Origin of the sequence: Undibacterium sp. FT79W (genome assembly GCF_014284215.1) — a bacterium.
Classification (GTDB): Bacteria; Pseudomonadota; Gammaproteobacteria; order Burkholderiales; family Burkholderiaceae_D; genus Undibacterium; species Undibacterium aquatile.
In genome coordinates, this window is record NZ_JACOGB010000006.1 from 198,637 (window position 1) to 223,068 (window position 24,432).

21 protein-coding genes, 1 tRNA gene and 1 pseudogene are annotated in these 24,432 nt (G+C 49.0%); 14 read left to right on the forward strand and 9 right to left on the reverse strand.

Going from position 1 to position 24,432, the window contains the following annotated elements:
* Positions 1-100: 100 nt before the first annotated feature.
* Positions 101-877 carry an SDR family oxidoreductase gene (locus H8K38_RS12370; protein WP_186885136.1) on the reverse strand — a complete coding sequence of 259 codons (777 nt, stop codon included), beginning with the start codon at positions 875-877 and terminating at the stop codon, positions 101-103.
* Between the two features lie 363 nt (positions 878-1,240).
* Here H8K38_RS12370 and H8K38_RS12375 point away from each other — a divergent pair, with 363 nt between their 5' ends.
* Positions 1,241-2,869 carry an electron transfer flavoprotein-ubiquinone oxidoreductase gene (locus tag H8K38_RS12375; RefSeq protein ID WP_186885292.1) on the forward strand — a complete coding sequence of 543 codons (1,629 nt, stop codon included), beginning with the start codon at positions 1,241-1,243 and terminating at the stop codon, positions 2,867-2,869.
* A 61-nt stretch (positions 2,870-2,930) separates the two neighbouring features.
* Here the strand turns inward: H8K38_RS12375 and H8K38_RS12380 are convergent, their stop codons facing one another.
* Entirely contained in the window at positions 2,931-3,725 is a 795-nt protein-coding gene (locus H8K38_RS12380; RefSeq protein WP_186885137.1) for a 3-hydroxybutyrate dehydrogenase, read from the reverse strand.
* Between the two features lie 183 nt (positions 3,726-3,908).
* Between H8K38_RS12380 and H8K38_RS12385 the strand changes: the two genes are divergently transcribed.
* From H8K38_RS12385 to H8K38_RS12440, 12 genes are all read left to right on the forward strand, one after another.
* On the forward strand, positions 3,909-4,724 hold the full coding sequence (locus tag H8K38_RS12385; protein WP_255422948.1) for an alpha/beta fold hydrolase: 816 nt from the start codon (positions 3,909-3,911) through the stop codon (positions 4,722-4,724).
* A gap of 8 nt (positions 4,725-4,732) precedes the next feature.
* Positions 4,733-5,083 carry a RidA family protein gene (locus H8K38_RS12390; RefSeq protein ID WP_186885139.1) on the forward strand — a complete coding sequence of 117 codons (351 nt, stop codon included), beginning with the start codon at positions 4,733-4,735 and terminating at the stop codon, positions 5,081-5,083.
* 8 nt (positions 5,084-5,091) lie between these two features.
* Positions 5,092-7,326: a bifunctional (p)ppGpp synthetase/guanosine-3',5'-bis(diphosphate) 3'-pyrophosphohydrolase gene (locus tag H8K38_RS12395; RefSeq protein WP_186885140.1), complete on the forward strand. Its 2,235-nt coding sequence runs from the start codon at positions 5,092-5,094 to the stop codon at positions 7,324-7,326.
* 154 nt (positions 7,327-7,480) lie between these two features.
* Positions 7,481-7,557, forward strand: a tRNA-Val gene (locus H8K38_RS12400).
* Between the two features lie 215 nt (positions 7,558-7,772).
* The gene (thrS, locus tag H8K38_RS12405; RefSeq protein WP_186885141.1) at positions 7,773-9,683 is read left to right on the forward strand and encodes a threonine--tRNA ligase; all 1,911 of its coding nucleotides are present in this window, start codon (positions 7,773-7,775) and stop codon (positions 9,681-9,683) included.
* A gap of 71 nt (positions 9,684-9,754) precedes the next feature.
* Positions 9,755-10,276: a translation initiation factor IF-3 gene (gene infC, locus H8K38_RS12410; RefSeq protein ID WP_186885293.1), complete on the forward strand. Its 522-nt coding sequence runs from the start codon at positions 9,755-9,757 to the stop codon at positions 10,274-10,276.
* A gap of 156 nt (positions 10,277-10,432) precedes the next feature.
* Complete coding sequence (gene rpmI / locus H8K38_RS12415; protein WP_038493025.1) at positions 10,433-10,630, forward strand: 50S ribosomal protein L35; 198 nt, start codon at positions 10,433-10,435, stop codon at positions 10,628-10,630.
* Positions 10,631-10,659: 29 nt separating this feature from the next.
* Positions 10,660-11,019 (forward strand): 50S ribosomal protein L20, encoded by a 360-nt coding sequence (rplT, locus tag H8K38_RS12420; protein ID WP_186885142.1) that lies wholly within the window; start codon positions 10,660-10,662, stop codon positions 11,017-11,019.
* Positions 11,020-11,145: 126 nt separating this feature from the next.
* Entirely contained in the window at positions 11,146-12,162 is a 1,017-nt protein-coding gene (gene pheS, locus H8K38_RS12425) for a phenylalanine--tRNA ligase subunit alpha (RefSeq protein WP_186885143.1), read from the forward strand.
* 48 nt (positions 12,163-12,210) lie between these two features.
* Positions 12,211-14,637 (forward strand): phenylalanine--tRNA ligase subunit beta, encoded by a 2,427-nt coding sequence (pheT, locus tag H8K38_RS12430; RefSeq protein WP_186885144.1) that lies wholly within the window; start codon positions 12,211-12,213, stop codon positions 14,635-14,637.
* Between the two features lie 41 nt (positions 14,638-14,678).
* Complete coding sequence (locus H8K38_RS12435) at positions 14,679-15,092, forward strand: integration host factor subunit alpha (RefSeq protein ID WP_186885145.1); 414 nt, start codon at positions 14,679-14,681, stop codon at positions 15,090-15,092.
* Positions 15,093-15,101: 9 nt separating this feature from the next.
* Entirely contained in the window at positions 15,102-15,473 is a 372-nt protein-coding gene (locus H8K38_RS12440; RefSeq protein ID WP_186885146.1) for a MerR family transcriptional regulator, read from the forward strand.
* Between the two features lie 364 nt (positions 15,474-15,837).
* On the opposite strand, the pseudogene H8K38_RS18705 reads toward H8K38_RS12440, so the two are convergent.
* Positions 15,838-16,188 (reverse strand): annotated as a pseudogene (locus H8K38_RS18705) (methyl-accepting chemotaxis protein); the annotation flags it as partial.
* 1,633 nt (positions 16,189-17,821) lie between these two features.
* A complete protein-coding gene (locus tag H8K38_RS12450) occupies positions 17,822-18,229 on the reverse strand; it encodes a helix-turn-helix domain-containing protein (RefSeq protein WP_255422949.1) in 408 nt (135 codons plus the stop codon).
* A gap of 87 nt (positions 18,230-18,316) precedes the next feature.
* Here H8K38_RS12450 and H8K38_RS12455 point away from each other — a divergent pair, with 87 nt between their 5' ends.
* Positions 18,317-19,177, forward strand: a complete 861-nt coding sequence (locus H8K38_RS12455; protein WP_186885148.1) for an SDR family oxidoreductase — start codon at positions 18,317-18,319, stop codon at positions 19,175-19,177.
* Positions 19,178-19,249: 72 nt separating this feature from the next.
* Here H8K38_RS12455 and H8K38_RS12460 read toward each other — a convergent pair whose 3' ends face one another.
* The 5 genes from H8K38_RS12460 to H8K38_RS12480 all read right to left on the reverse strand — a co-directional run bounded on the left by H8K38_RS12460 (position 19,250) and on the right by H8K38_RS12480 (position 24,368).
* A complete protein-coding gene (locus H8K38_RS12460; protein ID WP_186885149.1) occupies positions 19,250-21,127 on the reverse strand; it encodes a potassium transporter Kup in 1,878 nt (625 codons plus the stop codon).
* Positions 21,128-21,493: 366 nt separating this feature from the next.
* A complete protein-coding gene (locus tag H8K38_RS12465) occupies positions 21,494-21,781 on the reverse strand; it encodes a hypothetical protein (protein WP_186885150.1) in 288 nt (95 codons plus the stop codon).
* A gap of 79 nt (positions 21,782-21,860) precedes the next feature.
* A complete protein-coding gene (locus H8K38_RS12470) occupies positions 21,861-22,322 on the reverse strand; it encodes an RDD family protein (protein WP_186885151.1) in 462 nt (153 codons plus the stop codon).
* 441 nt (positions 22,323-22,763) lie between these two features.
* Entirely contained in the window at positions 22,764-23,288 is a 525-nt protein-coding gene (locus H8K38_RS12475; protein WP_186885152.1) for a hypothetical protein, read from the reverse strand.
* A 129-nt stretch (positions 23,289-23,417) separates the two neighbouring features.
* On the reverse strand, positions 23,418-24,368 hold the full coding sequence (locus tag H8K38_RS12480; RefSeq protein WP_186885153.1) for a toll/interleukin-1 receptor domain-containing protein: 951 nt from the start codon (positions 24,366-24,368) through the stop codon (positions 23,418-23,420).
* Positions 24,369-24,432 lie beyond the last annotated feature (64 nt).

Here is a 24,432-nt window from a genome sequence, read left to right on the forward strand (position 1 = left end):
TCGCAAACAAAAATTTTTACTATTGCAGAATCAGTGGCTATTTTTTGACTCGTATGAGTTAGGGGTGTTGACCTTACTCACACGAGATCAATGAAATCAGTTACTGCACACTCATTCCATCATCTGCCGTTACGATTGCGCCGTTCAGGAAGCGGGATTCTTCTGCTGCCAACAATAACAACAGACCATCAAGGTCTTCTGGTGTGCCGACACGCTTGCGGGGCAGCATTTCTATCAGTTTCTGTCCTTGCTCGGTGTCGAAATATTCCTGATTGATTTCTGTCGAAATATATCCGGGGCAAATCGCATTGACGTTGATGCCGTATTTACCCCATTCCACTGCCATTGCTTTCGTCATGTGTATGACGGCGGCTTTGCTCATGCAATAGATACCAATTTGTGGCAACACGCGCAGACCCGCGACTGAGGCGATGTTGATAATGCGGTGTTGTTTTCGTTGGTCGCCTTTATATCTGGCGATCATCCGTTTTGCTGTTTCCTGCGCAACAAAGAATGAACCTCGTTGATTGGTGTCCATTACATAGTTGTAATCATCGGGGGTAACGTCGACCAGACGTTGCGTCGTTGATACACCTGAGTTATTGATCAGAATATCGATAGGGCCAGCTTCCGTTTCAGCATGGGCTATCGCTGATTTGATGCTCGCATAGTCTGTCACATCCAGCGCAACGACGTGGGCCGCACCACCATCGGCTTCAATTTCTGCGCGTAATTCTTTCAGTCTGTCAACGCGTCGTGAGGCAAGTACCACCTGTGCGCCAGCTTTTGCCAGCACTTTCGCAAAACGAGCACCTAGGCCACTCGATGCACCGGTTATCAGTGCAACTTTTCCTTCAAAATTAATTTCTATTCCCATCAGTATCTCCTGCAAAAATTTGGATAAACTCAGTATTCTGTTTAATGCACTATCATGATCATGACATACAGCGTCTTTCTGTGTTACCCAGAATTTAGCACGCTCCGTCTTTTCATTGATAGTTCGGAGAGATTCATCGCTTTAATTGATGCATGCTAAACACTGCTCTGCGATAATTATCTTTCGCCAACACTCAGTACCAGCTTTCCGCAATGGATGTCTTCATCTAATCGGCTGCTTGCGCAATGGCAGATCAACAGCTAACATGCGTTGATTAATTTAGCACGTTCGTTCGAAAAATATTTTAAAGCGATTACAGTCATGACCCAAAACATTCTTGAACAGTACGGTCCCCGCGATGCGATGGAGTACGATGTCGTTATTGTCGGCGGCGGTCCTGCAGGCTTGTCTGCTGCGATCAAACTCAAGCAACTCGCAGTGGAAAAAGGAAATGAAGTTTCCGTATGCGTGCTGGAAAAAGGCGGCGAGCTTGGTGCGCATATTCTTTCCGGGGCGGTAATGGATCCAGAGGCGCTGAGCGAGCTTTTTCCTGACTGGAAAGAGCTTGGCGCCCCTCTGAACACAGAAGTGACTGAAGACCGTTTTTTATTTTTATCTGAAACCAAGGCTTATAAAACACCAAACTGGATGTTGCCTGCCTGTTTCCAAAATCATGGAAACTATGTAATTTCGCTGGCCAACGTCGTGCGTTGGCTTGGGCAGCAGGCTGAAGCATTGGGTGTGGAGATTTTCCCCGGCTTTCCGGCTGCAGAAATCCTGTATAACGACGATGGCTCGGTAAAAGGAGTTGCGACCGGCAATATGGGCGTAAATCGTGAAGGTGAACCAGGACCGGCATTCCAGCTTGGTATGGAGTTGCATGCAAAATATACTTTGTTTGCTGAAGGTGCACGTGGACATCTTGGTAAGCAACTGATCGCAAAATATGCGCTGGATGCAGGTAAAGACCCTCAGACTTATGGCATCGGTATTAAAGAATTGTGGGAAATTGACCCGGCTAAGCATAAGCCTGGTCTGGTAATTCACACGGCCGGGTGGCCGCTGGACAATGCTACCTATGGCGGTTCTTTCCTGTATCACCTGGAAAATAACCAGGTCGCAGTCGGTTATGTGGTCGGTCTTGGATATGAAAATCCGTATCTCTCGCCGTATGAAGAATTTCAGCGTTATAAAACCCATCCGGAAATCCGTCAGTTCTTTGAAGGGGGGAAGCGGATTGCGTACGGTGCGCGTGCGATTACAGCGGGTGGCTTGCAGTCATTGCCTAAGCTGACTTTCCCAGGCGGTGCATTAATCGGTTGTGATGCCGGTTTCCTGAACGCCAGCCGCATCAAAGGTAGTCACGCTGCGATCAAGACAGGGATGTTAGCTGCAAATGCGGTGTTTGATGCTTTAGGTGAAAATCGCCAATACGATGAAGTGACTGCATACAGTGCAGCTTTTGAGGCATCTTGGTTGCATGAGGAATTGCATAAAGCACGTAATTTCAAACCATCCATGAGTAAAGGCTTAGTACTCGGCACATTAATGGTCGGAATTGATCAGGTCGTTTTTGGTGGCAAAGCACCGTGGACCTTGAGACATACGCATGCCGATCACGAGTGTTTGCGTCCAGCTTCTGAGTTTCAGCCAATCAATTATCCGAAGCCTGATGGCAAGCTGACGTTTGATCGTTTATCTTCTGTGTTTATCTCCAATACGAATCATGCTGAAGATCAACCTATTCATCTGACTTTGAAAAATAGTAACGTTCCGGTTGACGTGAATCTGGCGAAATATGCGGGGCCAGAAGCGCGTTACTGCCCAGCAGGTGTCTACGAATTTACGAAGACAGATGATGGTAAGGATCGCTTGCAGATCAATTCACAAAACTGTGTTCATTGTAAGACTTGTGATATTAAAGATCCGACGCAAAACATCGTATGGGTTACCCCAGAAGGTGGTGGTGGGCCTAACTACCCGAATATGTAAAACTGAAAAAGCCGCTGTTAGCAAACAGCGGCTTTTTTTATAAAGAACACAAGCGATAAAGTTATTGTGCTGCCCAGCCGCCATCCATATTCCAGGCGACACCTCTGATCTGACTTCCTGCATCGCTGCAGAAAAACACTGCCAGAGCCCCCAGTTGTTCCGGAGTCACGAATTCTCCTGAAGGCTGCTTTTCCGCGAGCAGCGCTTTTTTTGCCACTTCATTGCTGATGTTGTCTCGCTCGGCGCGGGCATCAACCTGTTTTTGTACTAATGGCGTCAGTACCCATCCCGGGCAAATCGCGTTACAGGTAATTCCCGTTTGCGCGTTTTCGAGCGCCGTTGTTTTTGTCAGCCCGATGAGGCCATGTTTAGCGGCAACATACGCAGACTTCTGTGCTGACGCGACCAACCCGTGCACCGACGCCAGGTTAATGATGCGCCCCCAGTTTTTTTTCTTCATATACGGTAATGCCAGCCTTGTCGTATGGAAGCAGGAGGTCAGATTAATCGCAATAATGGCATCCCATTTTTCGACCGGAAAATCCTCAATATTGGCAACATATTGAATGCCGGCATTATTCACCAGTATGTCGACACAACCAAATGTTGTGCTGGCAAATGCCATCAAGGCGGTAATCTCGCTGGCTTTACTCATATCGGCATTGTGATAAGCCGTTTTGACGCTGAATTTTTCTTCAGTGGCTTTCTGAATTGCCTGAATCTCATTCGGATCACCAAAGCCGTTAAATACAATGTTTGCGCCCGCGGCAGCGAGCGAATGCGCAATACCCAAGCCGATTCCTGAGGTTGAGCCCGTTACCAGTGCTGTTTTTCCACGTAAAAAAGATGCTTGCATGTTGACTCCTGACATTAGTTATATAAAAAAGCATGCGTAACAAAGCGAATGTGAATGATTTTAAGCGTAACGATCGGTAAAATGTGAGTTACTAGCAGTAGTAAAAATACTATCTCAGAGGAATGCCTCATGCATCCAAGGCGCAATACCGTTCAATGCTTGTCTCCATCGGGACTGCATACCATGTCCTACAAAGAGTGGGGGGATCCTGCTAATACCGATGTACTGATCTGCGTGCATGGTGTGACGCGGGTTGCCGACGATTTTGATGCTGTCGCGCTATCTTTGTCTTCGCATTACCGGGTTGTCTGTCCAGATGTTGTCGGTCGCGGCTATTCTGGCCGACTGCGCAATCCCTTGCACTATCAGTTGCCGCAATACGTCAGTGACATGGTGACCTTGCTGGCCCGTTTGCAAGCAACAACTGTCGATTGGCTCGGTACCTCGATGGGCGGGCTCATAGGAATGGGAATTGCTTCGTTGGAAGGTAACCCGATACGTAAGCTGATCTTGAATGATGTAGGGCCGGCGCTGAATCCTGAGGCTTTGTTACGAATCGGCACTTACATTGGTGAGGATTTACAGTTCCGTACTTTCGAAGAGGCTGCCGCGTACATTAAGACGATTTCGCTTTCATTTGGTGAGCATACTGAGGCTCAGTGGAGTAAATTGGCACATGATGTCTTGCGCCAGACTTCCGATGGTCATTGGCGCAAGCATTATGATCTGTCATTGGCGGAAGTGTTTATGGCGACGACGCCTGAAATGATCGCTGCAGGGCAGGCGATGCTCTGGGCTGCTTACGATGCGATTCGTTGTGAAACTTTGCTGGTGCGCGGTGCTGAATCTGATTTGCTGACAGCAGATACTGCGCTTGCAATGACGAAGCGCGGCCCATGTGCGCAGTTGATAGAGGTGCCCCACGTCGGGCATGCCCCAACTTTTGTCAGTGAAGAGCAAATTAAACTGGTGCGTAATTTTTTGTTAAATGAAAAATAGAGTGAGTGATGGAAATAAAGAGATTGCACGTTGGTAAGCGCTTATCTGAAGTGGCGATATGTAATGGCATTGTTTATCTGGCGGGGCAGATCCCGGAAGATGTGAGTCAGGGCATTGCTGGCCAGACTAAAGAGGTACTCGGTCATGTCGATCGCCTGTTGTCGGAGGCAGGGAGTGATAAATCTCGGATACTCTCTTGTCAGATTTTTTTGACTGACATCAGTCAAATTGGCGAGATGAATACTGTCTGGGATGAGTGGGTTGCAGAAAATAATTCACCGCCACGTGCGACCGTAGAAGCCCGACTTGCCAATCCTGATTGGTTGATAGAAATCGTTGTAACAGCAGCGCAAAAATAAAGAATTGTATGGTATCGACATCAGTTGCCGCATCAGAATCACAGTTATTGGAAGGTCTTTCAGAAGCAGAGAAAGATAGACTCATTTCTGCACTCGAATTTGTTACGCCGTTTTATGCGGAAAAAGACGTAATTACCGGACAGAATGCGTTGCAGTTTGTGCGTGGAGTGGCTTCCACACTGGCGATGTTGCGCACTGATATAGACTCACGTATTGCTGCTTTATTGTTCGAATTGCCTGAATTAAGCCCGATCGCGGCCGAGCAAATCGAAGCCCGTTACGGACAAGAGATTGCAGATCTGGTCAGCGGCATCCGGCGCCTGATGAAACTCCGGGAGACCGCGTTAACCCATCATGATGTCGGTCATGGCAAGGATGCGGCCGAGAAAGCTGCAGCGCAGATGGAAACGTTGCGCAAAATGATGCTGGCAATGGCAACCGATATGCGGGTGGTGTTGATCAGGTTGGCGTCACGGGTGACTACTTTGCGCTATTTTGCCGAGTGCAAGCGCGAAGACAGCGCTACACAGCAATATGCCAGCGAGACGATGAACCTGTATGCGCCGCTAGCAAACAGGCTGGGCGTCTGGCAACTGAAGTGGGAGCTTGAGGATTTATCCTTCCGCTTTCTTGAACCTGCACAATACAAGCGCATAGCCAAAATGCTGGAAGAAAAGCGTGTGGAGCGCGAGAGTTTCGTTGCAACGGCATTGGCACGTTTAACCTCTGAATTGAAAAACGCAGGTATCAAAGGCGAGGTGTCTGGCCGTCCTAAGCATATTTACAGTATCTGGAAAAAGATGAAGGGTAAGTCAGTTAATTTTGACGAACTCTATGATGTGCGCGCGTTCCGAGTCGTGGTTGATGATATTAAGGATTGTTATACCGTACTTGGACTTGTGCACAACGTCTGGGCACCGATTCCTAAAGAATTTGACGATTACATTTCCCGCCCAAAATCGAATGGCTATAAATCTCTGCATACAGTCGTTGTTGTTGAGGATGGCCGGCCACTTGAGGTACAGATTCGTACGAAAGAAATGCATCAGTTCGCGGAATATGGAGTCGCTGCGCATTGGCGTTATAAAGAGAGTGGCGGCTCTAACTTCACGGCACAAGAATATGACGAAAAAATTGCCTGGCTGCGACAGTTACTTGCCTGGAAAAGTGAGGTTGCTGATGCGGTTGTTGAGCACGAAGACATACAAAGAGAGTGGGTGGAAAAGCTGAAGTCTGCAAGTCTGGATGAGCGGATTTATGTTCTGACGCCGCAGGCAAGAGTGATCGAATTGCCGCGAGAGGCGACACCGGTTGACTTTGCTTATCAGTTGCATACAGACGTTGGTCATCGTTGTCGCGGTGCCCGAGTCGATGGCGTGATGGTGCCGTTAAACACGCGTCTGCAGAATGGGCAGACCGTTGAAATCATTACGCTGAAGGCAGGATCTGCGCAGTCTGGCCCATCGAGAGACTGGCTTCATTCCGAGTATTCGGTCAGTACCCGTACCCGTAGCAAAATTCGTGCGTGGTTTAATGTTATTGATCAGCAGGAAACCCTGGCATCGGGGCGGGCTCTGGTCGAAAAAACTTTGCAGCGTGAAGGTAAGACTGCCGTTAATCTTGAGGAGTTGGCGCGGAAGCTGGGCTTTGCCGCATTGGATGATTTGTTGCTGTCTGTCGGTAAAGAGGAATTCAGTCTCAGACAGATAGAAACAGTGCTCAGGGATAGCCCGGTCGAAATACCTGATGATCTGAATATCACCAATAAGAGTCGCGCATCAAGTGTTACGCAAGGTGCGAAATCTGGCGTACTGGTTGTCGGAACTGATGGATTGATGACGCAGTTGGCGCGTTGTTGTAAGCCCGCACCGCCGGACGATATCGTTGGGTTTGTCACCCGAGGTAAGGGCGTTTCCATTCACCGGCTTACCTGCAAAAACTTCGCAGAAATGCGTAATAAAGCACCCGAACGGGTGATACAGACGACTTGGGGTGAGCACGGTAAGGATACGGTTTATCCTGTCGATATTTTTGTATTGGCGCAGGACAGGCAGGGATTGTTGCGCGATATTTCTGAGGTTTTTTCTAAGGAAAAAATTAATGTGGTTGGCGTAAATACACAGAGTGCAAAATCGCAGGCTCGGATGTCGTTTACTGCTGAAATCGGCGGCACTTCGCAATTGCAGAAAGCATTGACGACAATACGTGAAGTAAGTGGAGTGCTTGAGGTTCGGAGGCAATAATGCAAGTGGGGGGCGAATGCGGTTGCCCTCAAAGTGTTGCTACCGGCGCTGGAATACATACGGAGAAAAATACAAGTACTTGTCCGGTTCTTAGAAAAAGTTCGGTTCAGGGCTAGTAATTGTTCGCGGGTCTCTGCTATACTTCGGTTTCTTTAGACGCGTAGCTCAGCTGGTTAGAGCACTACCTTGACATGGTAGGGGTCGTTGGTTCGAGTCCAATCGTGTCTACCAATGAATTCAAAAAATATAAGTATTTTAGATAAGAGCGAGAAAGGCATCCTGGTTATGACACCGCGAACTACCACGCAAATGGTTTGGGAGCGACTCTAGTCGAGGATCTTTTTCGTCTGTATCAAATTTGAAAAAGCACGGCTAGCCGTGCTTTTTTTTCGTCTTTATTTTCTAATTGCAAATTTCGGCAAACTTCTGCCACTATGGAGAGTGACATGGTCTCAGTAAAACTTCCTGATGGTTCGCAACGTCAATTTGATGCGCCTGTAACCGTGGCGCAAGTTGCTGCCAGTATTGGTGCTGGCCTGGCAAAGGCGGCGCTCGCTGGCAGAGTTGATGGCGTATTGGTGGATACCTCATTCCTGATTGAGCGATATGCTGAGTTGGCAATTGTGACCGACAAAGATGCGGATGGATTGGATGTGATTCGTCATTCGACAGCGCATTTGCTGGCTTACGCGGTAAAAGAATTATTTCCCGATGCGCAGGTGACAATTGGTCCTGTGATCGAAAACGGGTTTTATTACGACTTTTCTTATAAGCGTCCATTTACTCCTGAGGATTTGCTCGCGATAGAAAAGAAAATGACTGAGCTCGCTAAAAAAGATGAGCAAGTTGTCCGCAAGGTGTTGCCGCGAGATGAGGCTGTTGCTTACTTTAAATCGATCGGTGAAGCGTATAAGGCAGAAATTATTGAGTCGATTCCTGTTGATCAGGATGTCTCTCTTTACACCGAGGGTACTTTTACTGATTTGTGTCGTGGGCCGCACGTGCCATCCACTGGCAAGCTGAAAGTCTTTAAATTGATGAAGCTTGCAGGTGCTTACTGGCGTGGCGATTCTAAGAATGAAATGTTGCAGCGTATTTACGGTACTGCGTTTGCAAAAAAAGAAGATCAGGAGCAATACCTGCACATGCTGGAAGAGGCTGAAAAGCGCGATCACCGCAAGCTGGGTAAGTCGCTGGATTTATTCCATTTTCAGGATGAGGCTCCGGGCCTGGTGTTCTGGCATGCGAAAGGCTGGACTATCTGGCAGCAAGTAGAGCAATACATGCGCAAGGTTTATCAGGATTGTGGTTACCAGGAAGTGAAAGGTCCGCAGATTCTCGACAGTAGTCTGTGGGGTAAAACCGGGCACTGGGATAACTATAAAGACAATATGTTTATCACAGAGTCGGAAAATCGCTCTTATGCGTTGAAGCCGATGAATTGCCCTGGACATGTGCAGATTTTCAATTCTGGAATGAAGAGTTATCGTGATCTGCCATTGCGGTTCGGTGAATTCGGTCAGTGTCATCGCAACGAGCCGTCCGGTGCTTTACACGGAATTATGCGTGTGCGCGGCTTTACTCAGGATGATGGACATATTTTCTGTACAGAGGCACAAATTCAGGATGAGGTAATTGCTTTTCACCCTCAGGCAATGAAGGTCTATGACGACTTTGGCTTTAAAAATATTGCAATCAAACTCGCCTTGCGGCCAGAAAATCGCATTGGCAGTGACGAAGTCTGGGATACCGCTGAAGAAACGCTGCGCGCTGGCTTGCGCGCTTGCGGTGTGACTGATTGGGAAGAGTTGCCGGGTGAGGGCGCATTTTACGGTCCGAAAATCGAATACCACCTGAAAGATAGCTTGGGTCGTCCTTGGCAAGTCGGTACTATGCAGGTCGACTTTTTTATGCCGGGTCGCCTGGGTGCTGAATATGTGGCTGATGATAACAGTCGCAAAGTGCCGGTAATGCTGCATCGCGCTATTGTTGGCTCTATGGAGCGCTTCATCGGAATTTTGATTGAAAACCATGCCGGCGCTTTGCCTTTGTGGTTATCTCCAGTGCAAGTTTCCGTGTTAAATATCTCGGAGTCGCAAGCAGAATACGCAAAATCTGTTGCTGAAATCCTGAAGAAACAAGGGTTTAGAGTTAACACGGATTTGCGTAATGAGAAAATTACCTATAAAATACGCGAGCACTCTATTCAAAAAATGCCTTACATAGTAGTAATAGGTGATAAAGAACGAGATGCAAACACAGTCGCTGTGCGTACGCGTGGCAATCTGGATCTGGGGGTAATGCCTCTTGATGCCTTCATAGCTCGTTTAAAAAACGAAGCAGACACTAAGGTTTAACAGATCAGTCCGCAATCTTGCTTTAAGCGAGATTGGCACGGTAAAGATTTAATTTTTTAAAGGAAACTGCAATAGCTACCGAAAGAACACATCGTATCAACGGGGAAGTTACCGCGCTTGAAGTGCGCTTGTCCGGCGTTGATAATGAACCTCTGGGTATCGTTAAACTGAGTGAGGCATTCCGTTTGGCCGAAGAGGCTAATGTGGATTTGGTGGAAATTGCACCCACTGCCCAGCCTCCTGTTTGTCGTTTGATGGATTACGGCAAGTTTAAATACCAGGAACAGAAAAAAGCTCACGAAGCCAAACTGAAACAAAAAGTCATTTTGGTGAAAGAAGTGAAGTTCCGTCCTGGTACAGATGATGGTGATTACAACATCAAGCTGCGTAATCTGGTCAAGTTTCTGGATGACGGCGATAAAACAAAGATTACTTTGCGTTTTCGTGGTCGTGAAATGGCGCATCAGGAAATCGGTATGCGTGTACTTGAGCGCCTGAAGCTTGATTTAGAGCCTTACGGCCAGGTAGAGCAGTTTCCAAAAATGGAAGGGCGCCAGATGGTCATGATTCTGGCACCTAAGAAAAAGAAATAAGTATTTTGTAGTACTTGTTTGGTACGGGTATTACGATAGATCTGTTTCGTCAGGAACAGATCACAATAAGTGAGAAGTAGGCATCCAAGAGTAGCGTTTATTGCTGCCACCTACCATCATATAAAACCGGAGCTGTCGTCAACGACAGATAGTGTTATGCCAAAAATGAAAACAAAGAGCTCTGCTAAGAAGCGCTTTCGTGTACGTCCAGGTGGAACAGTAAAGAGTGGTCACGCTTTCAAGCGCCATATCTTGACTAAAAAGACCACAAAGAACAAACGTCAATTACGTGGTACACGTAACATCAATGCGTCCGACGTGACATCAGTCATGCGCATGATGCCTACCGCTTAACCTCATACTCACTATTTTAAGGAGTTATTATGCCTAGAGTAAAACGTGGGGTTACCGCTCGTGCCCGTCATAAGAAAGTTCTGAACCTTGCTAAAGGTTACCGTGGTCGTCGTAGTAAAGTATTCCGTATTGCTAAGCAAGCAGTTATGCGTGCAGGTCAATACGCATACCGCGATCGCCGCAATAAAAAACGCGTATTCCGCGCATTGTGGATCACTCGTATTAACGCAGCAACCCGTCAACACGGTATGACTTACAGCGTGTTCATGAACGGCTTGAAAAAAGCCTCCATTGAACTCGACCGTAAAGTACTGGCTGACATGGCTGTGATGGACAAACCAGCGTTTGCTGCGATTGTTAATCAAGTTAAAGCCAACCTGGCTGCGTAATCAAAGTAATTTGTAGTCGTTGCGATGTGTTAAACATCGCTATATCAAGCGGGGCAGAGGTTGAATCCTATGCCCCGTTTTGTTTTCAGCTCATTATTTCAGCTTCACAGTAAGCGGGAACAACGCATGAACCCTTTAGATCAAATCGTCAGCCAGGCATGTGCTGATTTTCTCGCGGCACCGGATGCCGCCGCACTTGAAAATGCTAAGGCATTGTACCTGGGCAAAAGTGGCCAGATTACCGAACAGATGAAGAGTCTGGGGAAATTGTCTCCGGATGAGCGCAAAGTGCAGGGTGCGGTGATTAATGCTGCTAAAGTCAAAATCGAAAATGCTTTAACTGAGCGTCGCGATGCTTTGGCAGACGCGCAATTGCAGACGCGTTTAAATGCCGAAGCGATTGACGTGACACTCCCCGGACGCGGCCGTGGTATCGGTGGCATTCATCCTGTGATGCGCACCTGGAAGCGCGTTGAAGAAATTTTCCGTTCAATTGGTTTTGACGTCGCTGACGGCCCTGAGATCGAAACCGACTGGACCAATTTTACTGCTTTGAATAGTCCTGAAAATCATCCTGCCCGCTCTATGCAGGACACTTTCTATATTGATGGTAAGGATAGTCAGGGTAAGCAATTGCTGCTGCGTACGCATACCAGCCCTATGCAGGTGCGATATGCGCGCATGAGCAAACCACCAATCAAAATTATTGCACCTGGCCGCACTTATCGTGTTGACAGCGACGCGACACACTCCCCGATGTTCCATCAGGTTGAGGGCTTATGGATTGCTGAAGATATCAGCTTCGCGGATCTGAAAGGTGTCTATCTGAATTTTGTAAAAGCGTTTTTTGAAACAGACGATTTGCAGGTACGCTTCCGACCTTCCTATTTTCCATTTACCGAGCCATCAGCCGAAATTGATATCGCTTTCGGCAGCGGGCCTTTAAAAGGTCGCTGGCTCGAAGTATCGGGTTCTGGTCAGGTGCATCCTGCTGTGATCCGCAACATGGGACTCGATCCTGAAAAATACATAGGCTTTGCGTTTGGTTCCGGCCTTGAGCGCCTGACGATGCTGCGTTACGGCGTCAACGATCTGCGCTTGTTCTATGAGGGCGATTTGCGCTTCCTGAAGCAATTCAACTAATTTTTTGAGCAATCTGAGCTCAAGCATCTAACAATAGACGGCTGAATTATGCAATTTTCTGAAAACTGGCTCCGCACCATGGTCAATCCGAAGATGACTTCGGATGAATTGTCTCATCTGTTGACCATGTCAGGTTTGGAAGTCGAAGAAGTGGAGCCTGTTGCTCCTCCTTTCAACAATGTCGTGGTTGCGGAGATTCGTGAAATCGTCAAGCATCCCGATGCTGATCGTTTAAATGTGTGCCAGGTTGATGTAGGCACCGGCACATTGTTGAATATCGTTTGCGGAGCGCCGAATGTCCGCGTTGGCATGCGTGTGCCTTGTGCAACAGCTGGCGCGGTTTTGCCTCCGGGGGCTGACGGTAAGCCGTTCGTGATTAAGGTAGGCAAGTTGCGCGGCGTTGAATCGCAAGGCATGTTGTGTTCTGCACGCGAATTGAAATTGTCTGAAGACCATGGCGGCTTGATGGAATTGCCGTCAGACGCGCCAGTGGGCCAGAATTTCCGTGATTATTATGAGTTGAATGATCTGAAGTTTACGATCAAGCTCACACCGAACAAGGCTGACTGCTTATCCGTCTTAGGTGTTGCAAGAGAAGTGTCTGCCCTGACCGGAACGCCTTTGCAGATGCCTGTGACGGATGTCATTGCGCCATCCTTGCAGGAAGTGTTGCCGGTGAAAGTTTCCGCGTCTGATCTGTGTGGCCGTTTCTGCGGTCGCGTGATTCGTGGCGTCAATGCGAAAGCACCGACCCCAGACTGGATGAAACAACGCCTTGAGCGCAGCGGACAGCGCCCTATCTCTGCGCTTGTTGATATTTCCAATTATGTGATGCTTGAACTGGGGCGTCCATCGCATGTTTTTGATCTCGATAAAATCCATGGCGGACTCAATGTGCGCTGGGGTAAAGCAGGTGAATCACTGAAGCTGCTGAATGGCAATACAGTTGAGGTCGATGAATGGGTCGGCGTGATTGCGGATGAAAAAGAAATCGAATCTCTGGCCGGCATCATGGGTGGCGATTCGACCGCTGTTTCTCTGGATACGCAAAACATTTACCTCGAAGCTGCTTTCTGGTGGCCACAGGCAATCCAGGGCAGGGGCCGTCGTTTTAATTTCTCTACCGATGCCGGACATCGCTTTGAACGTGGCGTCGATTTTGAAAATATCGTCGAACATATCGAACGTATCAGTGCTTTGATCGTTGAGATTTGTGGTGGCCGTGAACAGGTAAAACTGGGTCCGGTTGATGATCAGATTATTAATTTGCCGCAACGTTTGCCGGTGAAATTACGTACCGCACGGGCACAAAAAGTCATCGGCGTGCCGTTGACTGATGAGGTCATCGCCGATATTTTCAAACGTCTGGGATTGCAATTTACGCAGCAGACAGGTGAATTCCTGGTGACGCCGCCGTCCTATCGTTTCGATATCGAAATCGAAGAAGATCTGATTGAGGAAGTCGCGCGCGTTTACGGTTTTGAGAATATTCCGGCTTTACCTCCGGTTGCCGCGAACGCCATGCTGATCGCGCCGGAAAATCAACGCTCGCTGTTTGATTTGCGCTCTCTGGTCGCTGATATGGATTATCAGGAAGTGGTTAACTACAGCTTCGTTGAAGAAGCCTGGGAAAAAGACTTTGCCGGTAACGATCAGCCTGTGAAGTTATTGAATCCTATCGCCAGTCAGATGAGTGTGATGCGTACCAATCTGATCGGCAGCCTGGTAGCGAATGCCCGCTATAACCTGAATCGTAAAGTCAGCCGTATCCGTGTTTTTGAAATCGGTGCTGTTTACTTGCCCGACTCCTCCGTACAGGACGGTCCGCTGGAAGTCGCGGGTTATCGCCAACCTAAGCATCTGACCGGACTCGCTTATGGCCCTGTCGTTGAAGAACAATGGGGTGTGGCAACGCGTAATGTTGATTTCTTTGATGTGAAAGCGGATGTCGAGGCTTTGTTTGCGCCAAAAGCTGTGCGTTTCATCAAAAATGAACACGTTGCCTTGCATCCGGGCCGTAGTGCCAGCATTGAATGTGACGGCAAGATTGTTGGCTTTATCGGTGAACTGCATCCACGCTTGCAACAAAAATACGATTTGCCGCTGGCGCCGGTTGTCTTTGAAATCGATACAGCAGCTTTGCAATCCGTCAATGTTCCGGTTTATCAGGAAATATCGAAATTCCAGGCTGTGAAGCGGGATCTTGCTCTTGTGGTTAAACAATCCGTTTCCGTGCAGGAGATGATCGATGTGTTTAGCGCTGAAATAGGCCGGAACGAAGCCTGTAAAATTGTGCAAGCTATTGTTTTGTTTGATGAATATCGTGGTAAGGGCTTGGAGGCAGATGAGAAAAGTCTTGCTTTCCGCTTTAGCTTACAAGATACTCAAGCTACATTGCAAGATGACAAGGTTGAAGCCGCAATGACCGCATTGACTCAGGCCGCAGGCTTGAAGTTTGCTGCCAAGCTGCGCTAAGATGATTGGCTTACGCCCGTATAGACTAGATGAGTTTGATAATGAATGACGTAAATTCCGCTGAATTTCAATCGGTGCTGGATGCCGATTTAAATCGTGCGATGCTGGAGGCCAGGGCGCGTTCTCAAGCGGAAAAAGAGTTACCCACTTTAACTAAAGCTGAGTTAGCCGAGCTGTTGTTTGAGCAGGTCGGCCTCAACAAACGCGAAGCTAAAGATATGGTGGAAACCTTTTTCGATGAAATTCGTGATGCACTGGAACGTGGCGAAGCGGTGAAGTTGTCCGGCTTCGGTAATTTTCAGTTAAGAGACAAACCACAGCGTCCCGGGCGCAATCCTAAGACGGGCGAAGAAATTGCGATTACTGCCCGTCGTGTTGTCACCTTCCATGCCAGCCAGAAATTGAAGGGTATGGTGGATGACATCAGCGGTCAACCATTGGCTCATGCTGCTTAAAAGATTCTCATGACTGAAATTAAAATCGAAACAGTGACCTTGCCACCGATTCCGGCCAAGCGTTATTTCACGATTGGAGAAGTAAGCGAATTGTGTGGCGTTAAGCCACACGTTTTGCGTTATTGGGAGCAGGAATTTTCGCAACTGAAGCCGGTAAAACGCCGGGGCAACCGTCGTTATTACCAGCATCATGAAGTGCTTCTGATACGTCGTATCCGCGAACTTTTGTATGAGCAGGGCTTCACGATTAACGGTGCCCGCAATAAACTCGGCAGCGCCGCCGGGCGTATCCAGGAAACTGACGAAGTGGTGGAAACTCCGGTGGATCTGCACTACATCCGTGATGAGCTACGTTCCATACTGAATCTGCTCACCCCGTAAAAAACCGAAGGGCAGAGTGATTGCCCTCGGATGTTTTACTTCCTGATGCTTTACTTCCTTATTATTACCTCTTGATTGTACGCAATCGTACTACGGCAGATTCAGTTTGAGTTTCTGCCGTTTTCAATTCAATTTTCCTTTTCTGTTGTTTTAATCTCAGCAATTGACCTTGTTCTTCATGTTCCACATGAATGTCGCTTTGGTAGATTTTAAATACACTGACTGCATCAATCAGTGCTGATGCCTGATCCTCCAGGCTCGCGGTTGATTTCGCTCCCTCATCTGCGAGGCTGACATTATGTTGTGTGATCTCGTCAATGGCGGCGATTGCTTCATTGACGCTGGAAATGCCCATGCTTTGTTCCCGGCTCACATCTGCCACATGCCGGATCAGATCGGTCACTTGGGCGATATTTTCGGCGATTTCCTGCATCGTTTTTCCTGCCGAATCTATCATGTTGTTACCGTGTTGTACTGCTTCGCTTGATGTGTTGATTAAGGACTTGATTTCCTTGGCGGCATTCGCGCTGCGCTGCGCGAGATTTCTGACTTCGCTGGCGACTACTGCAAAGCCACGCCCTTCCTGTCCGGCTCTGGCTGCTTCAACTGCCGCGTTGAGTGCAAGGATATTGGTCTGGAATGCAATGCCATCCATCACACCGATAATTTCCGCAATTTTGCGCGTACCGGATGTGACTGATTGCATCGATACAATGGCCTTATCCATAACCTGCAAGCCTTGTTGCACGTGCTCTGCGGATGTATTGGCGAGGCTGCTTGCCTGCGCCAGATTGCCGGCATTCTCTTTTACTGTGCTGGTCAGTTCTTCGACTGAGGTTGCTGTTTGTTGCAGAGAGCCAGCCTGCGTTTCAGTACGGTTGGCAAGCTCTGCATTTTCATTATGGATATGATGGGCAATGTTGTTGACGTTTTCAGCGCCAGTACGGATATTTTGTACCAGGTGACTCAAGCCCTGATTCATTTTTGTGACCGCGTTAATCAATTGCGCCAGCTCATCTTGCCCGCTGCGTTCAGGCATCTGAATTAAATCTCCCGATGCTGTTTTTTCGATATTTTCAGTCAGTGTTTTGATATCTCTCGACAGTGCGAAATAGATTCCGAGCAAAAAATAGCTGGCGATCAGCACCAGTAACATGAGTGCAGAAAACATTTTGGCTATTTTCTGATTCAATTGTTGCGCGTGACGCGTCAGGCGCTGATCAATCAGCGTGGATACGGTGTTACTCGCAGCGTTCAGATTTACCAGCGTTTCATCGCCGGCTTTTAAAAATGCGTTTCCTGAGCTTTGATTGACTGAAGACAGAACTTCATCTTTGGCTCTTTCCAGATATTGTTCCGAAACGCCGATCGCTGTTTTAAGCGAGCGGAATTCCGTTTGATAATCGGGATTGCTTTTTTCCAGTGAATCCACTCTTTGTCGCAACTGCACTAACTCGTATTTCGCCATCAGTTGCAACGAATTGAGCATCACATCTTCGCCACCTTCAAATAAGCCAGTGTCGATATATGCTGCGCCACGGGCGGACATCACTGCGATTTTCTCTGCGATGGAGGGAATGCCGCTCAGATAGATATTCGCCAGTTCATGAGTGACGAAATCGCTGTCGAGGGCGAGCTTGGAAGCATAAGCACGCTCCTGAATTTGCTGATTCAAGCGCTCTGATAATTTGGTGTATTCGGTAAAACTGACGGCAGACTTTAAGCTGGCTTGCTGGCCAATCAGATCTTGCCAGCGTTTTTTTATGTCGTCGTTAACGTCCGGCTTTTTCAGGCTATCGGCAATTTGCTTTTGATTTGAGCTGATCGCATCGGCAACTTGTTTATTGCCATTGAGCTGCAGATGCTGCAATGCCCTTTGTTTCCGTATCAGGGTTTCCAGATCCTGATATCCGTGTATCTGCTGTATGGCGAATTGCTTTTCTTTGCTAATACCGACCTCTGTCCGCATTTCTATGAAGAGCAGCGTCAGAACAATGAAGAGAGGAATAGAAAACGCCGCGGCGATGAACGCGACCTTATGCCCGATGCGAAAACCTTGCGTCAGACGAATGGCGGGAGAGAGGAATTTGAGCACGATTTTCTTAAAGGAAAAATGCATGGAGGAAACATATTTAACGTGAGAATAGTTCTTAAATATGACTTCGTTATGACCTTAGGGAAGCGTGTTCAGACGCGCCTTGAATTGTCCGGCGGACTCACTGCGGAGTGTGAATCGGCGCCAGATCAGCGGACTGATGCCGCGCGAATCAAACGGGGAGGGCACTCAGGCCAGACCCGTTTTGAGTGAAGTGAAAAATGCGATTGGTATGAGCCGCTAGCAGATTTGCCTATTGCTCACTTTTTTGATTTTGTGCCGCGATAATTTCCGGCAGGTTCAACTCTATCCAATCTGCCAGCGCTTCTACTTTTTTTGCGATTTCGGTGCCGGATTGCGTCAGCGTGTATTCCACATGCGGCGGCACGACAGGATAAGAAATCCGCTCAACGAAGCCATCCGCTTCCAGCCACTGTAAGGTTTGCGCCAGCATTTTTTCACTGATGCCATTGACCTTGCGCCGTAAATCGCTGAAGCGTTGCGTTCCGCTTAACAGCGCCACCAGAAGCAATACGCCCCAACGACTGGTGACGTGTTTAAGAATCTCTCTGGACGGACATTTCTCGGTGAACAGATCGCCGCGCTGCATTCTGTCTGCCAGGCTCGGTGCAAAAGGTATTTCGACCGCTTTCATTTTCATTCTTACTTACCTTTTTGTGCGTACTTACTTTTAGTTAGCTAAGGCGCTATTATGCCTGCTCCTACTCAATTTACAAAGGGATTTGCCATGATAGTCGTCACAGGTGCTTCCGGCCAGCTTGGTCGTTTAGTGATAGAAGCCTTATTGAAAAAAATTCCAGCCGGTGAGATCGTTGCGGCGGTACGTAAGCCAGACAGCGTCAGTGATTTGGCCGGGCGCGGCGTACAGGTGCGGCAGATCGATTACAGTCGCCCTGAAACGCTGACCAGTGCATTCAAAAAAGGTGAGAAATTACTGCTCATCTCCAGCAGTGAAATCGGGCAGCGCGTTGCTCAGCATAAAGCCGTGATCGATGCGGCGAAAAACGCCGGTGTTGAGCTGATCGCCTATACCAGTCTTTTGCATGCAGATTCTTCCCCATTGCCGCTGGCTGCCGAACACAAGGAAACCGAGCAACTGCTGCAGGCTTCTGGTTTGCCAGTCGTTCTGTTAAGAAATGGCTGGTATACCGAGAACTATCTCGCCAGCGTGCCAGCGGCTTTACAGTACGGTGTCTTGCTGGGAAGTGCCGGAGACGGTCGCATTTCATCAGCTGCCCGCGCTGATTATGCAGAGGCCGCGGCAGTCGTGCTGACCAGTGAAAATCAGGCCGGGCGGATTTATGAGTTGGCAGGGGATGACTCGTATTCTCTGCAAGAGCTGGCGCAAGAAATCGCGCGGCAATCAGCTAAAACAGTGGCTTATCAGAATTTGCCGGAAAGCGCTTACAAAGAGGCCTTGCTGAGTGCGGGTCTGCCTGAACCGGTGGCAGTGTTGCTGGCCGAGTCTGATGTCGGTGCATCGAAGGGGGGTCTGTTTGATGATAGCCATCAATTGAGCAAACTGATCGCACGCCCAACTACGGCATTGCCAGTATTGGTCAAAGCGGTTGTCGCGTCGGCATCCTGAAAATAGGAATGCAGCCAGTCATCATCATGTTTATCGACGGCTGGCTGCATTCTGCTGAAAATACTTTTTGACTTAAATCTGCACCCGGGTACCAAGTTCGATCACGCAATTATTCGGCAGATGGAAATAATCGACGACACTCAGTGAGTTACGCGACATCAGCGCGAATAAAATTTCCCGCCAGTGCGCCATCCCTGTTCCTTTGGTTGGCACAACGATTTCGCGGCTAAGGAAATACGAAATCTCAAACATATTCAAGGTCAGGCCATGTGCCTTGCACAACTCCAGCGCTTTCGGAATATCCGGCGTATTTTTAAAGCCATAGTTCAGTTTCACTTTCCAGAAACCAGGAGCTAAGGCTTCGACTTGTACCCGCTCTTCAAATGGCACCCACGGCACATCATGAAACTTCACCGTCAAAATAATATTGCGTTCATGCAGCACCTGATTGTGCTTCAGATTATGTAATAAGGCTTGTGGCACCGTATCAGGGTTCGCGACTGCATACACCGCAGTCCGCGATGCGCGCGGCGTGTTGTCACCGGATAAGGCGGTCACGAACGGCAATAACTCAGGGTCGCCTTTGCGTATGCTGTCGATCAATAATTCGCGGCCACGTCTCCAGGTCGCCATCACCAGAAAGATCGCAACGCCCATCGCCAGAGGAAACCATCCACCCTGCAAAAATTTCAGCGAACACGCGACGACCAGCAAAACATCCAAGGTTAAAAATACGCCGGTCGCTGTGATTGCCAAAGCAAACGGCATTTTCCAGCCGTGATGAATCACGAAAAAAGTTAAGATAGTCGTAATCATCATCGTCACCGTCACGGCAATCCCGTAGGCAGCCGCCATCGCGGAGGAGCTGCCAAAGCCGACAACGGCAAGCAATACGCCAACGAGCAGCAACCAGTTCACGCCGGGCATATAAATTTGCCCCATCTCTTTCGCCGAAGTGAAGTTCACCTGCATACGCGGCAGCAGCCCTAACTGAACCGCCTGCTTGGTCATCGAATACGCACCTGAAATAACCGCTTGCGAAGCGATGACAGTGGCGATCGTTGCCAGCACCACGGCGGGTATTAAAAAATGCTCTGGGAATAAGCGGAAAAACGGGTTTTCAATCGCCGACGGATCGCGCATCAGCAAAGCGCCCTGTCCCATGTAGTTGATCGCCAGCGCAGGTAAAACCATGCCAGTCCAGGCTAATTGGATAGGGCGTTTTCCAAAGTGCCCCATGTCTGCATACAGCGCTTCGGCCCCCGTAAACGCGAGCACGATCGCACCGATCACAATAAAAATATGCCAACCCTGTGAGCTTAAAAAACGAATCGCGTTCAAGGGATTCAGTGCAGCAAGAATCGCCGGTTGCACAATGATTTCACTGATGCCCGCGACGGCTAACACAGCAAACCAGATCACAATCACAGGGCCAAACAATTTACCGACCACGGATGTGCCGTAGCGCTGCACGGCGAATAAGGCTATCAATACGCCGATAGAGATCGGTAAGACATAGGGCTTAAATCCCAGCGACACCACCTCTAAACCCTCGACCGCACTCAGTACAGAAATGGCTGGCGTGATAATGCTGTCGCCATAAAATAAAGACGCACCGAAGACACCGGTCAGCAACAGAATTAAACGCCGCTGCCCCGTATCACCAGCCGCTTTCGCAGCTAATGCGGTGAGCGCCATGATGCCGCCTTCGCCGCGGTTATCGGCACGTAAGATCAGCAGAACATACTTCAGCGTCACCACCATCATCAGCCCCCAGAAGATAACCGACACCGCACCGATCAGATGCGTGGTATCCAAAGGCACGCCCGTCGCGGGGCTGAATACCTCTTTCATGGTGTACAAAGGGCTGGTGCCGATATCGCCATAGACCACGCCCAGCGCACCGAGGGTGAGGGCAGCAATGCTTTCGCGGCCAGAATGTTGACTCATACAAATCCCGAAATTCAATGAACAGAAATGCACTATGCCGCGGCAGGCATCAGGAAAGCATAAGGAAATAATCAGGAATGCATTAGTAACTGTGTCAGTCGTGCGCTTTTCCAACAACACAGCCCACACCTCGCACTGGCGCAGCTTCTGGCGAGGTGCGCAGGTTTGCGCCTGCCAGTCTTTCTTACACCAGCGAGCGGCGCAATAATCAGTCAAATTCTATGTCGGCAACGAACACAACAGATTCCACCTCAGATGCCGGATACATGACTGCAGGCGGGTTCCCCGCGCCAGCACGATTGATTAATTTCTTGTACCTTGACGGGGCATTTACCAGTTGTCAGAGGCAGGTGTGAAGGCCGTGATTCATTGTTTTCGGTCTTTGCGCTTGCGTATCGCTTTTCCGATAGCCGAGGCGACACCGATCAAAAGCATGACAGGAACAGCCAGAAAAATGGCAATGCCAAAGCCGTATGCTTCGCTTTCATTGCCAGCGTTGCCTGAAGCCCATAGCCCAGCAAACAGCAAAGCCAGCACACCAAGCCCATACCAGCCGGCGTTAGAGCGCTTCGCGTCCGGATGAGAACGCAGCCCACGCACATAAGCGATGCCTGCGATGATGATGGCAAGAATGGCGGCGAATGCGATAGTCATTTGTGCCTACGGTTTGACTGCAAAGCCATGAAGTGAAGCCCCCAGCGTAGCTTGTGGGCTGCACCTCTCGGCAAAATGCTTAGTCATCGAATGACACTGGTTGGGAGGCGCGTTTCTTTCTGACGACGACGGTGCCAGCGAGCTTGTCGTGCCACCCTTGTTTTTTGTGATCAATTCCAACCCAGATTAAGCCAAGGAATGCAGGAATAATAGAAACGTAATACGAGAGGTATCGACCGATGTACTGCCCGGGTGTTGGTGCCTCTCCAGTTTTTGAATCAACGATCCTTGCGGAAATCACCATTTTCCCCGGTGTCGCTTGTTTTGACACCCAGAACAAAACAACGGCAACTGCCGGCGCTACCCACGAAAGGAAAAAATCCATCGGCCCTTTGATCAATTCACCGCCAGTCCAGTATGACTCACCATAAAACCAAGTTAAAACAGGCCAAGTAATGGCTCCAACTAAAACTGTGTCAATCAGTGCTGCTCCAACACGAGCCCAAAATCCGACATATTCAAGTTCTTCTTCTTGATACACACAACTCTCCTTTGATAGCTAACGTCACAGCTCAGCGGGCGGCGAAGCCGTCCGCTAGAGCGAAGGGTTGAACAGCATTTGCGATACCTCGTGCTGCGAGGGCCACCTCTGCAATGCCGAAAAATCGACTTTCCAAATGTCGATCTCAAAGAGTTGGTCGTCGACGTCCACGTTCAGCGCAGCGATGACAGCAGTCCCATCGGCATCGGAGAAGTGCACTTCGGCTACTTTCCGACCTAGCTCCCGATCAGCCGACACGCCTCCGATCCGCAAACTTCCCGAGAGGTTCGACCAGCAACTGCTCCGCACGCTCAAGTCTGGCGCCTACGGCAAGCAGGTGCTGGGTCAAAGGAAGTTCGTGGTCGAGCAGTCGTCGCATTGCTGTTCAACGCTGAGATGACTGGCGCAAAGCGTCCGAGTCGATTGTTGAGTTAATACTCTTCATGTCTTTGCCCATTCAAATCCTTTAGTTGAATGTTCGGGATTTCCCCAAGGAGCATCGCACTCTGATAGTGCAACACCTGACGAAAAGTGAGTATAAGATTTAATTAGCTGAAACTGGGGTGAGTTGGTAACTGAATCGAAAAAATCTTTCGACTTGGTTTTATCCCAACAACCAAAGGTACTAACTGGCGCTTTTAATTGGAAAATTTCCGCAGTCGCTTTATATCCTAGCGAACAACGCAGCTTCAATGCGGGCAACCATGCGGAGTATTGTTCTGGGGCAGGAGGAAAACACATGATTCGGTTTACACCAAATTCATACTGTATGCCTTTCCCTCTACTTGTTAACTCAAAATACGCAACCAAACCATCGCCATTTTCTTCACGCAAACCTTCTGGCGTTGTTGAGAGCCAAAAATCACCGACTACAAAAAGTAAGTCGGCTGGAGAAAGAGCCCTTAGCGTTTTTCCAGATTCTTTCAGCAGCTTGCGAAACGACTTCTCAGTATCTTCTGCATTCATGAGTATTAACGCCATAGTTAACCGGCGCCGGAGCGCGAAGCGCGGAGGGCACCGCGGCAGGCCATGAGAATGCCGAAGGCATGCCCTGCCGTGGCGTCCGTGTTGAACGACCAGTTAGACATAGCCGAGCTATTTGCCTTTTTCGCGTGACAGCACTGCTTTTGCGACTTCGACGGCCATAGCGAAGATTTGTGGATCGAGATCAGTTGCTTGCTGCCCAATGAACTGAGAGCCTTTGTCGATGTTCCAATGCTGAAATGCATCCTTCACCTCCGTCCAGTCGACGGCAGAGCCATGAGCCCGTAGGTAGAACTCGCCAAAGGAGATCGCGTGCCGTCGATCTGCGTTGCGTAAAGCTTCCACCATGAATGATTTGCCGAGTGAGAAGGCGTACTTCGCAAGGGCAATCAGCAGGCCGACAACTACGACACCAGTAACCATCAACTCAACAAGTGCTGGCCAATCTGTTGTTGATGGGCCTTTGACCAGTACTCGCCATACTCCGAAGGCAACCGTTGCTAGTAACGTGACGTAGGCTAGACCGTACCAAATGTATGCCCAGCGTTGGTATGTTCTCTCCCGTCCCCGCAATTCTTCAAGCGACTTCTGGATGAAGTCGGCTGCACTTGATTCGACGTGCTTGCTGACTTCCTTTCTCTTCTCTTCCTTCGCGAGCTCGATCCCAGAAATGCGCTCAAGGCCTTCCGCGATTTTTAAAGCTACGTCATCCGCACTGTCACCTCGGACGAAGATGCCCTGGAACTGCGCCAAGTTCGCGGGCAATTGCACGTCTCCAAGGACGATAGGAATAATGACCGGGCGCCCACGTTCTCGCGCGTATGCAACAGCAGCTCCTAGCTCATGATGTATCCATCCGCTCGTGGATGAGGCTTCTGAAACTATGACTGCAACCGCATCGACTTCTTTTAGCCGGTCGAAGATTGCATCTTGCCAGCGATCGCCGGGCGCGACTTGTTCATCAAATGACCACACCTTGTGACCAAGACTCGTCAGCGCATGCCTTAGTGGCTGAGCAAAGCCGCGATCCTGATTCGAAAATGAGAGAAAGACGGTGGACATGATGATCTGTATATGCGAGGTCTAACTTGTTTTAAAGTGCAAAATGGCAAAATAACAGATGAAT

Coding starts and splice junctions, on each gene's coding strand:
- H8K38_RS12440 (WP_186885146.1), top strand. CDS start 15,102: ATGACTGAAATTAAAATCGAAACAGTGACCTTGCCACCGATTCCGGCC.
- pheT (WP_186885144.1), top strand. CDS start 12,211: ATGCAATTTTCTGAAAACTGGCTCCGCACCATGGTCAATCCGAAGATG.
- H8K38_RS12435 (WP_186885145.1), top strand. CDS start 14,679: ATGAATGACGTAAATTCCGCTGAATTTCAATCGGTGCTGGATGCCGAT.
- pheS (WP_186885143.1), top strand. CDS start 11,146: ATGAACCCTTTAGATCAAATCGTCAGCCAGGCATGTGCTGATTTTCTC.
- H8K38_RS12370 (WP_186885136.1), bottom strand. CDS start 877: ATGGGAATAGAAATTAATTTTGAAGGAAAAGTTGCACTGATAACCGGT.
- H8K38_RS12475 (WP_186885152.1), bottom strand. CDS start 23,288: ATGAATGCAGAAGATACTGAGAAGTCGTTTCGCAAGCTGCTGAAAGAA.
- thrS (WP_186885141.1), top strand. CDS start 7,773: ATGGTCTCAGTAAAACTTCCTGATGGTTCGCAACGTCAATTTGATGCG.
- H8K38_RS12380 (WP_186885137.1), bottom strand. CDS start 3,725: ATGCAAGCATCTTTTTTACGTGGAAAAACAGCACTGGTAACGGGCTCA.
- H8K38_RS12480 (WP_186885153.1), bottom strand. CDS start 24,368: ATGTCCACCGTCTTTCTCTCATTTTCGAATCAGGATCGCGGCTTTGCT.
- H8K38_RS12395 (WP_186885140.1), top strand. CDS start 5,092: ATGGTATCGACATCAGTTGCCGCATCAGAATCACAGTTATTGGAAGGT.
- H8K38_RS12385 (WP_255422948.1), top strand. CDS start 3,909: ATGTCCTACAAAGAGTGGGGGGATCCTGCTAATACCGATGTACTGATC.
- H8K38_RS12460 (WP_186885149.1), bottom strand. CDS start 21,127: ATGAGTCAACATTCTGGCCGCGAAAGCATTGCTGCCCTCACCCTCGGT.
- rpmI (WP_038493025.1), top strand. CDS start 10,433: ATGCCAAAAATGAAAACAAAGAGCTCTGCTAAGAAGCGCTTTCGTGTA.
- H8K38_RS12455 (WP_186885148.1), top strand. CDS start 18,317: ATGATAGTCGTCACAGGTGCTTCCGGCCAGCTTGGTCGTTTAGTGATA.
- H8K38_RS12390 (WP_186885139.1), top strand. CDS start 4,733: ATGGAAATAAAGAGATTGCACGTTGGTAAGCGCTTATCTGAAGTGGCG.
- H8K38_RS12450 (WP_255422949.1), bottom strand. CDS start 18,229: ATGAAAATGAAAGCGGTCGAAATACCTTTTGCACCGAGCCTGGCAGAC.
- H8K38_RS12375 (WP_186885292.1), top strand. CDS start 1,241: ATGGAGTACGATGTCGTTATTGTCGGCGGCGGTCCTGCAGGCTTGTCT.
- rplT (WP_186885142.1), top strand. CDS start 10,660: ATGCCTAGAGTAAAACGTGGGGTTACCGCTCGTGCCCGTCATAAGAAA.
- H8K38_RS12465 (WP_186885150.1), bottom strand. CDS start 21,781: ATGACTATCGCATTCGCCGCCATTCTTGCCATCATCATCGCAGGCATC.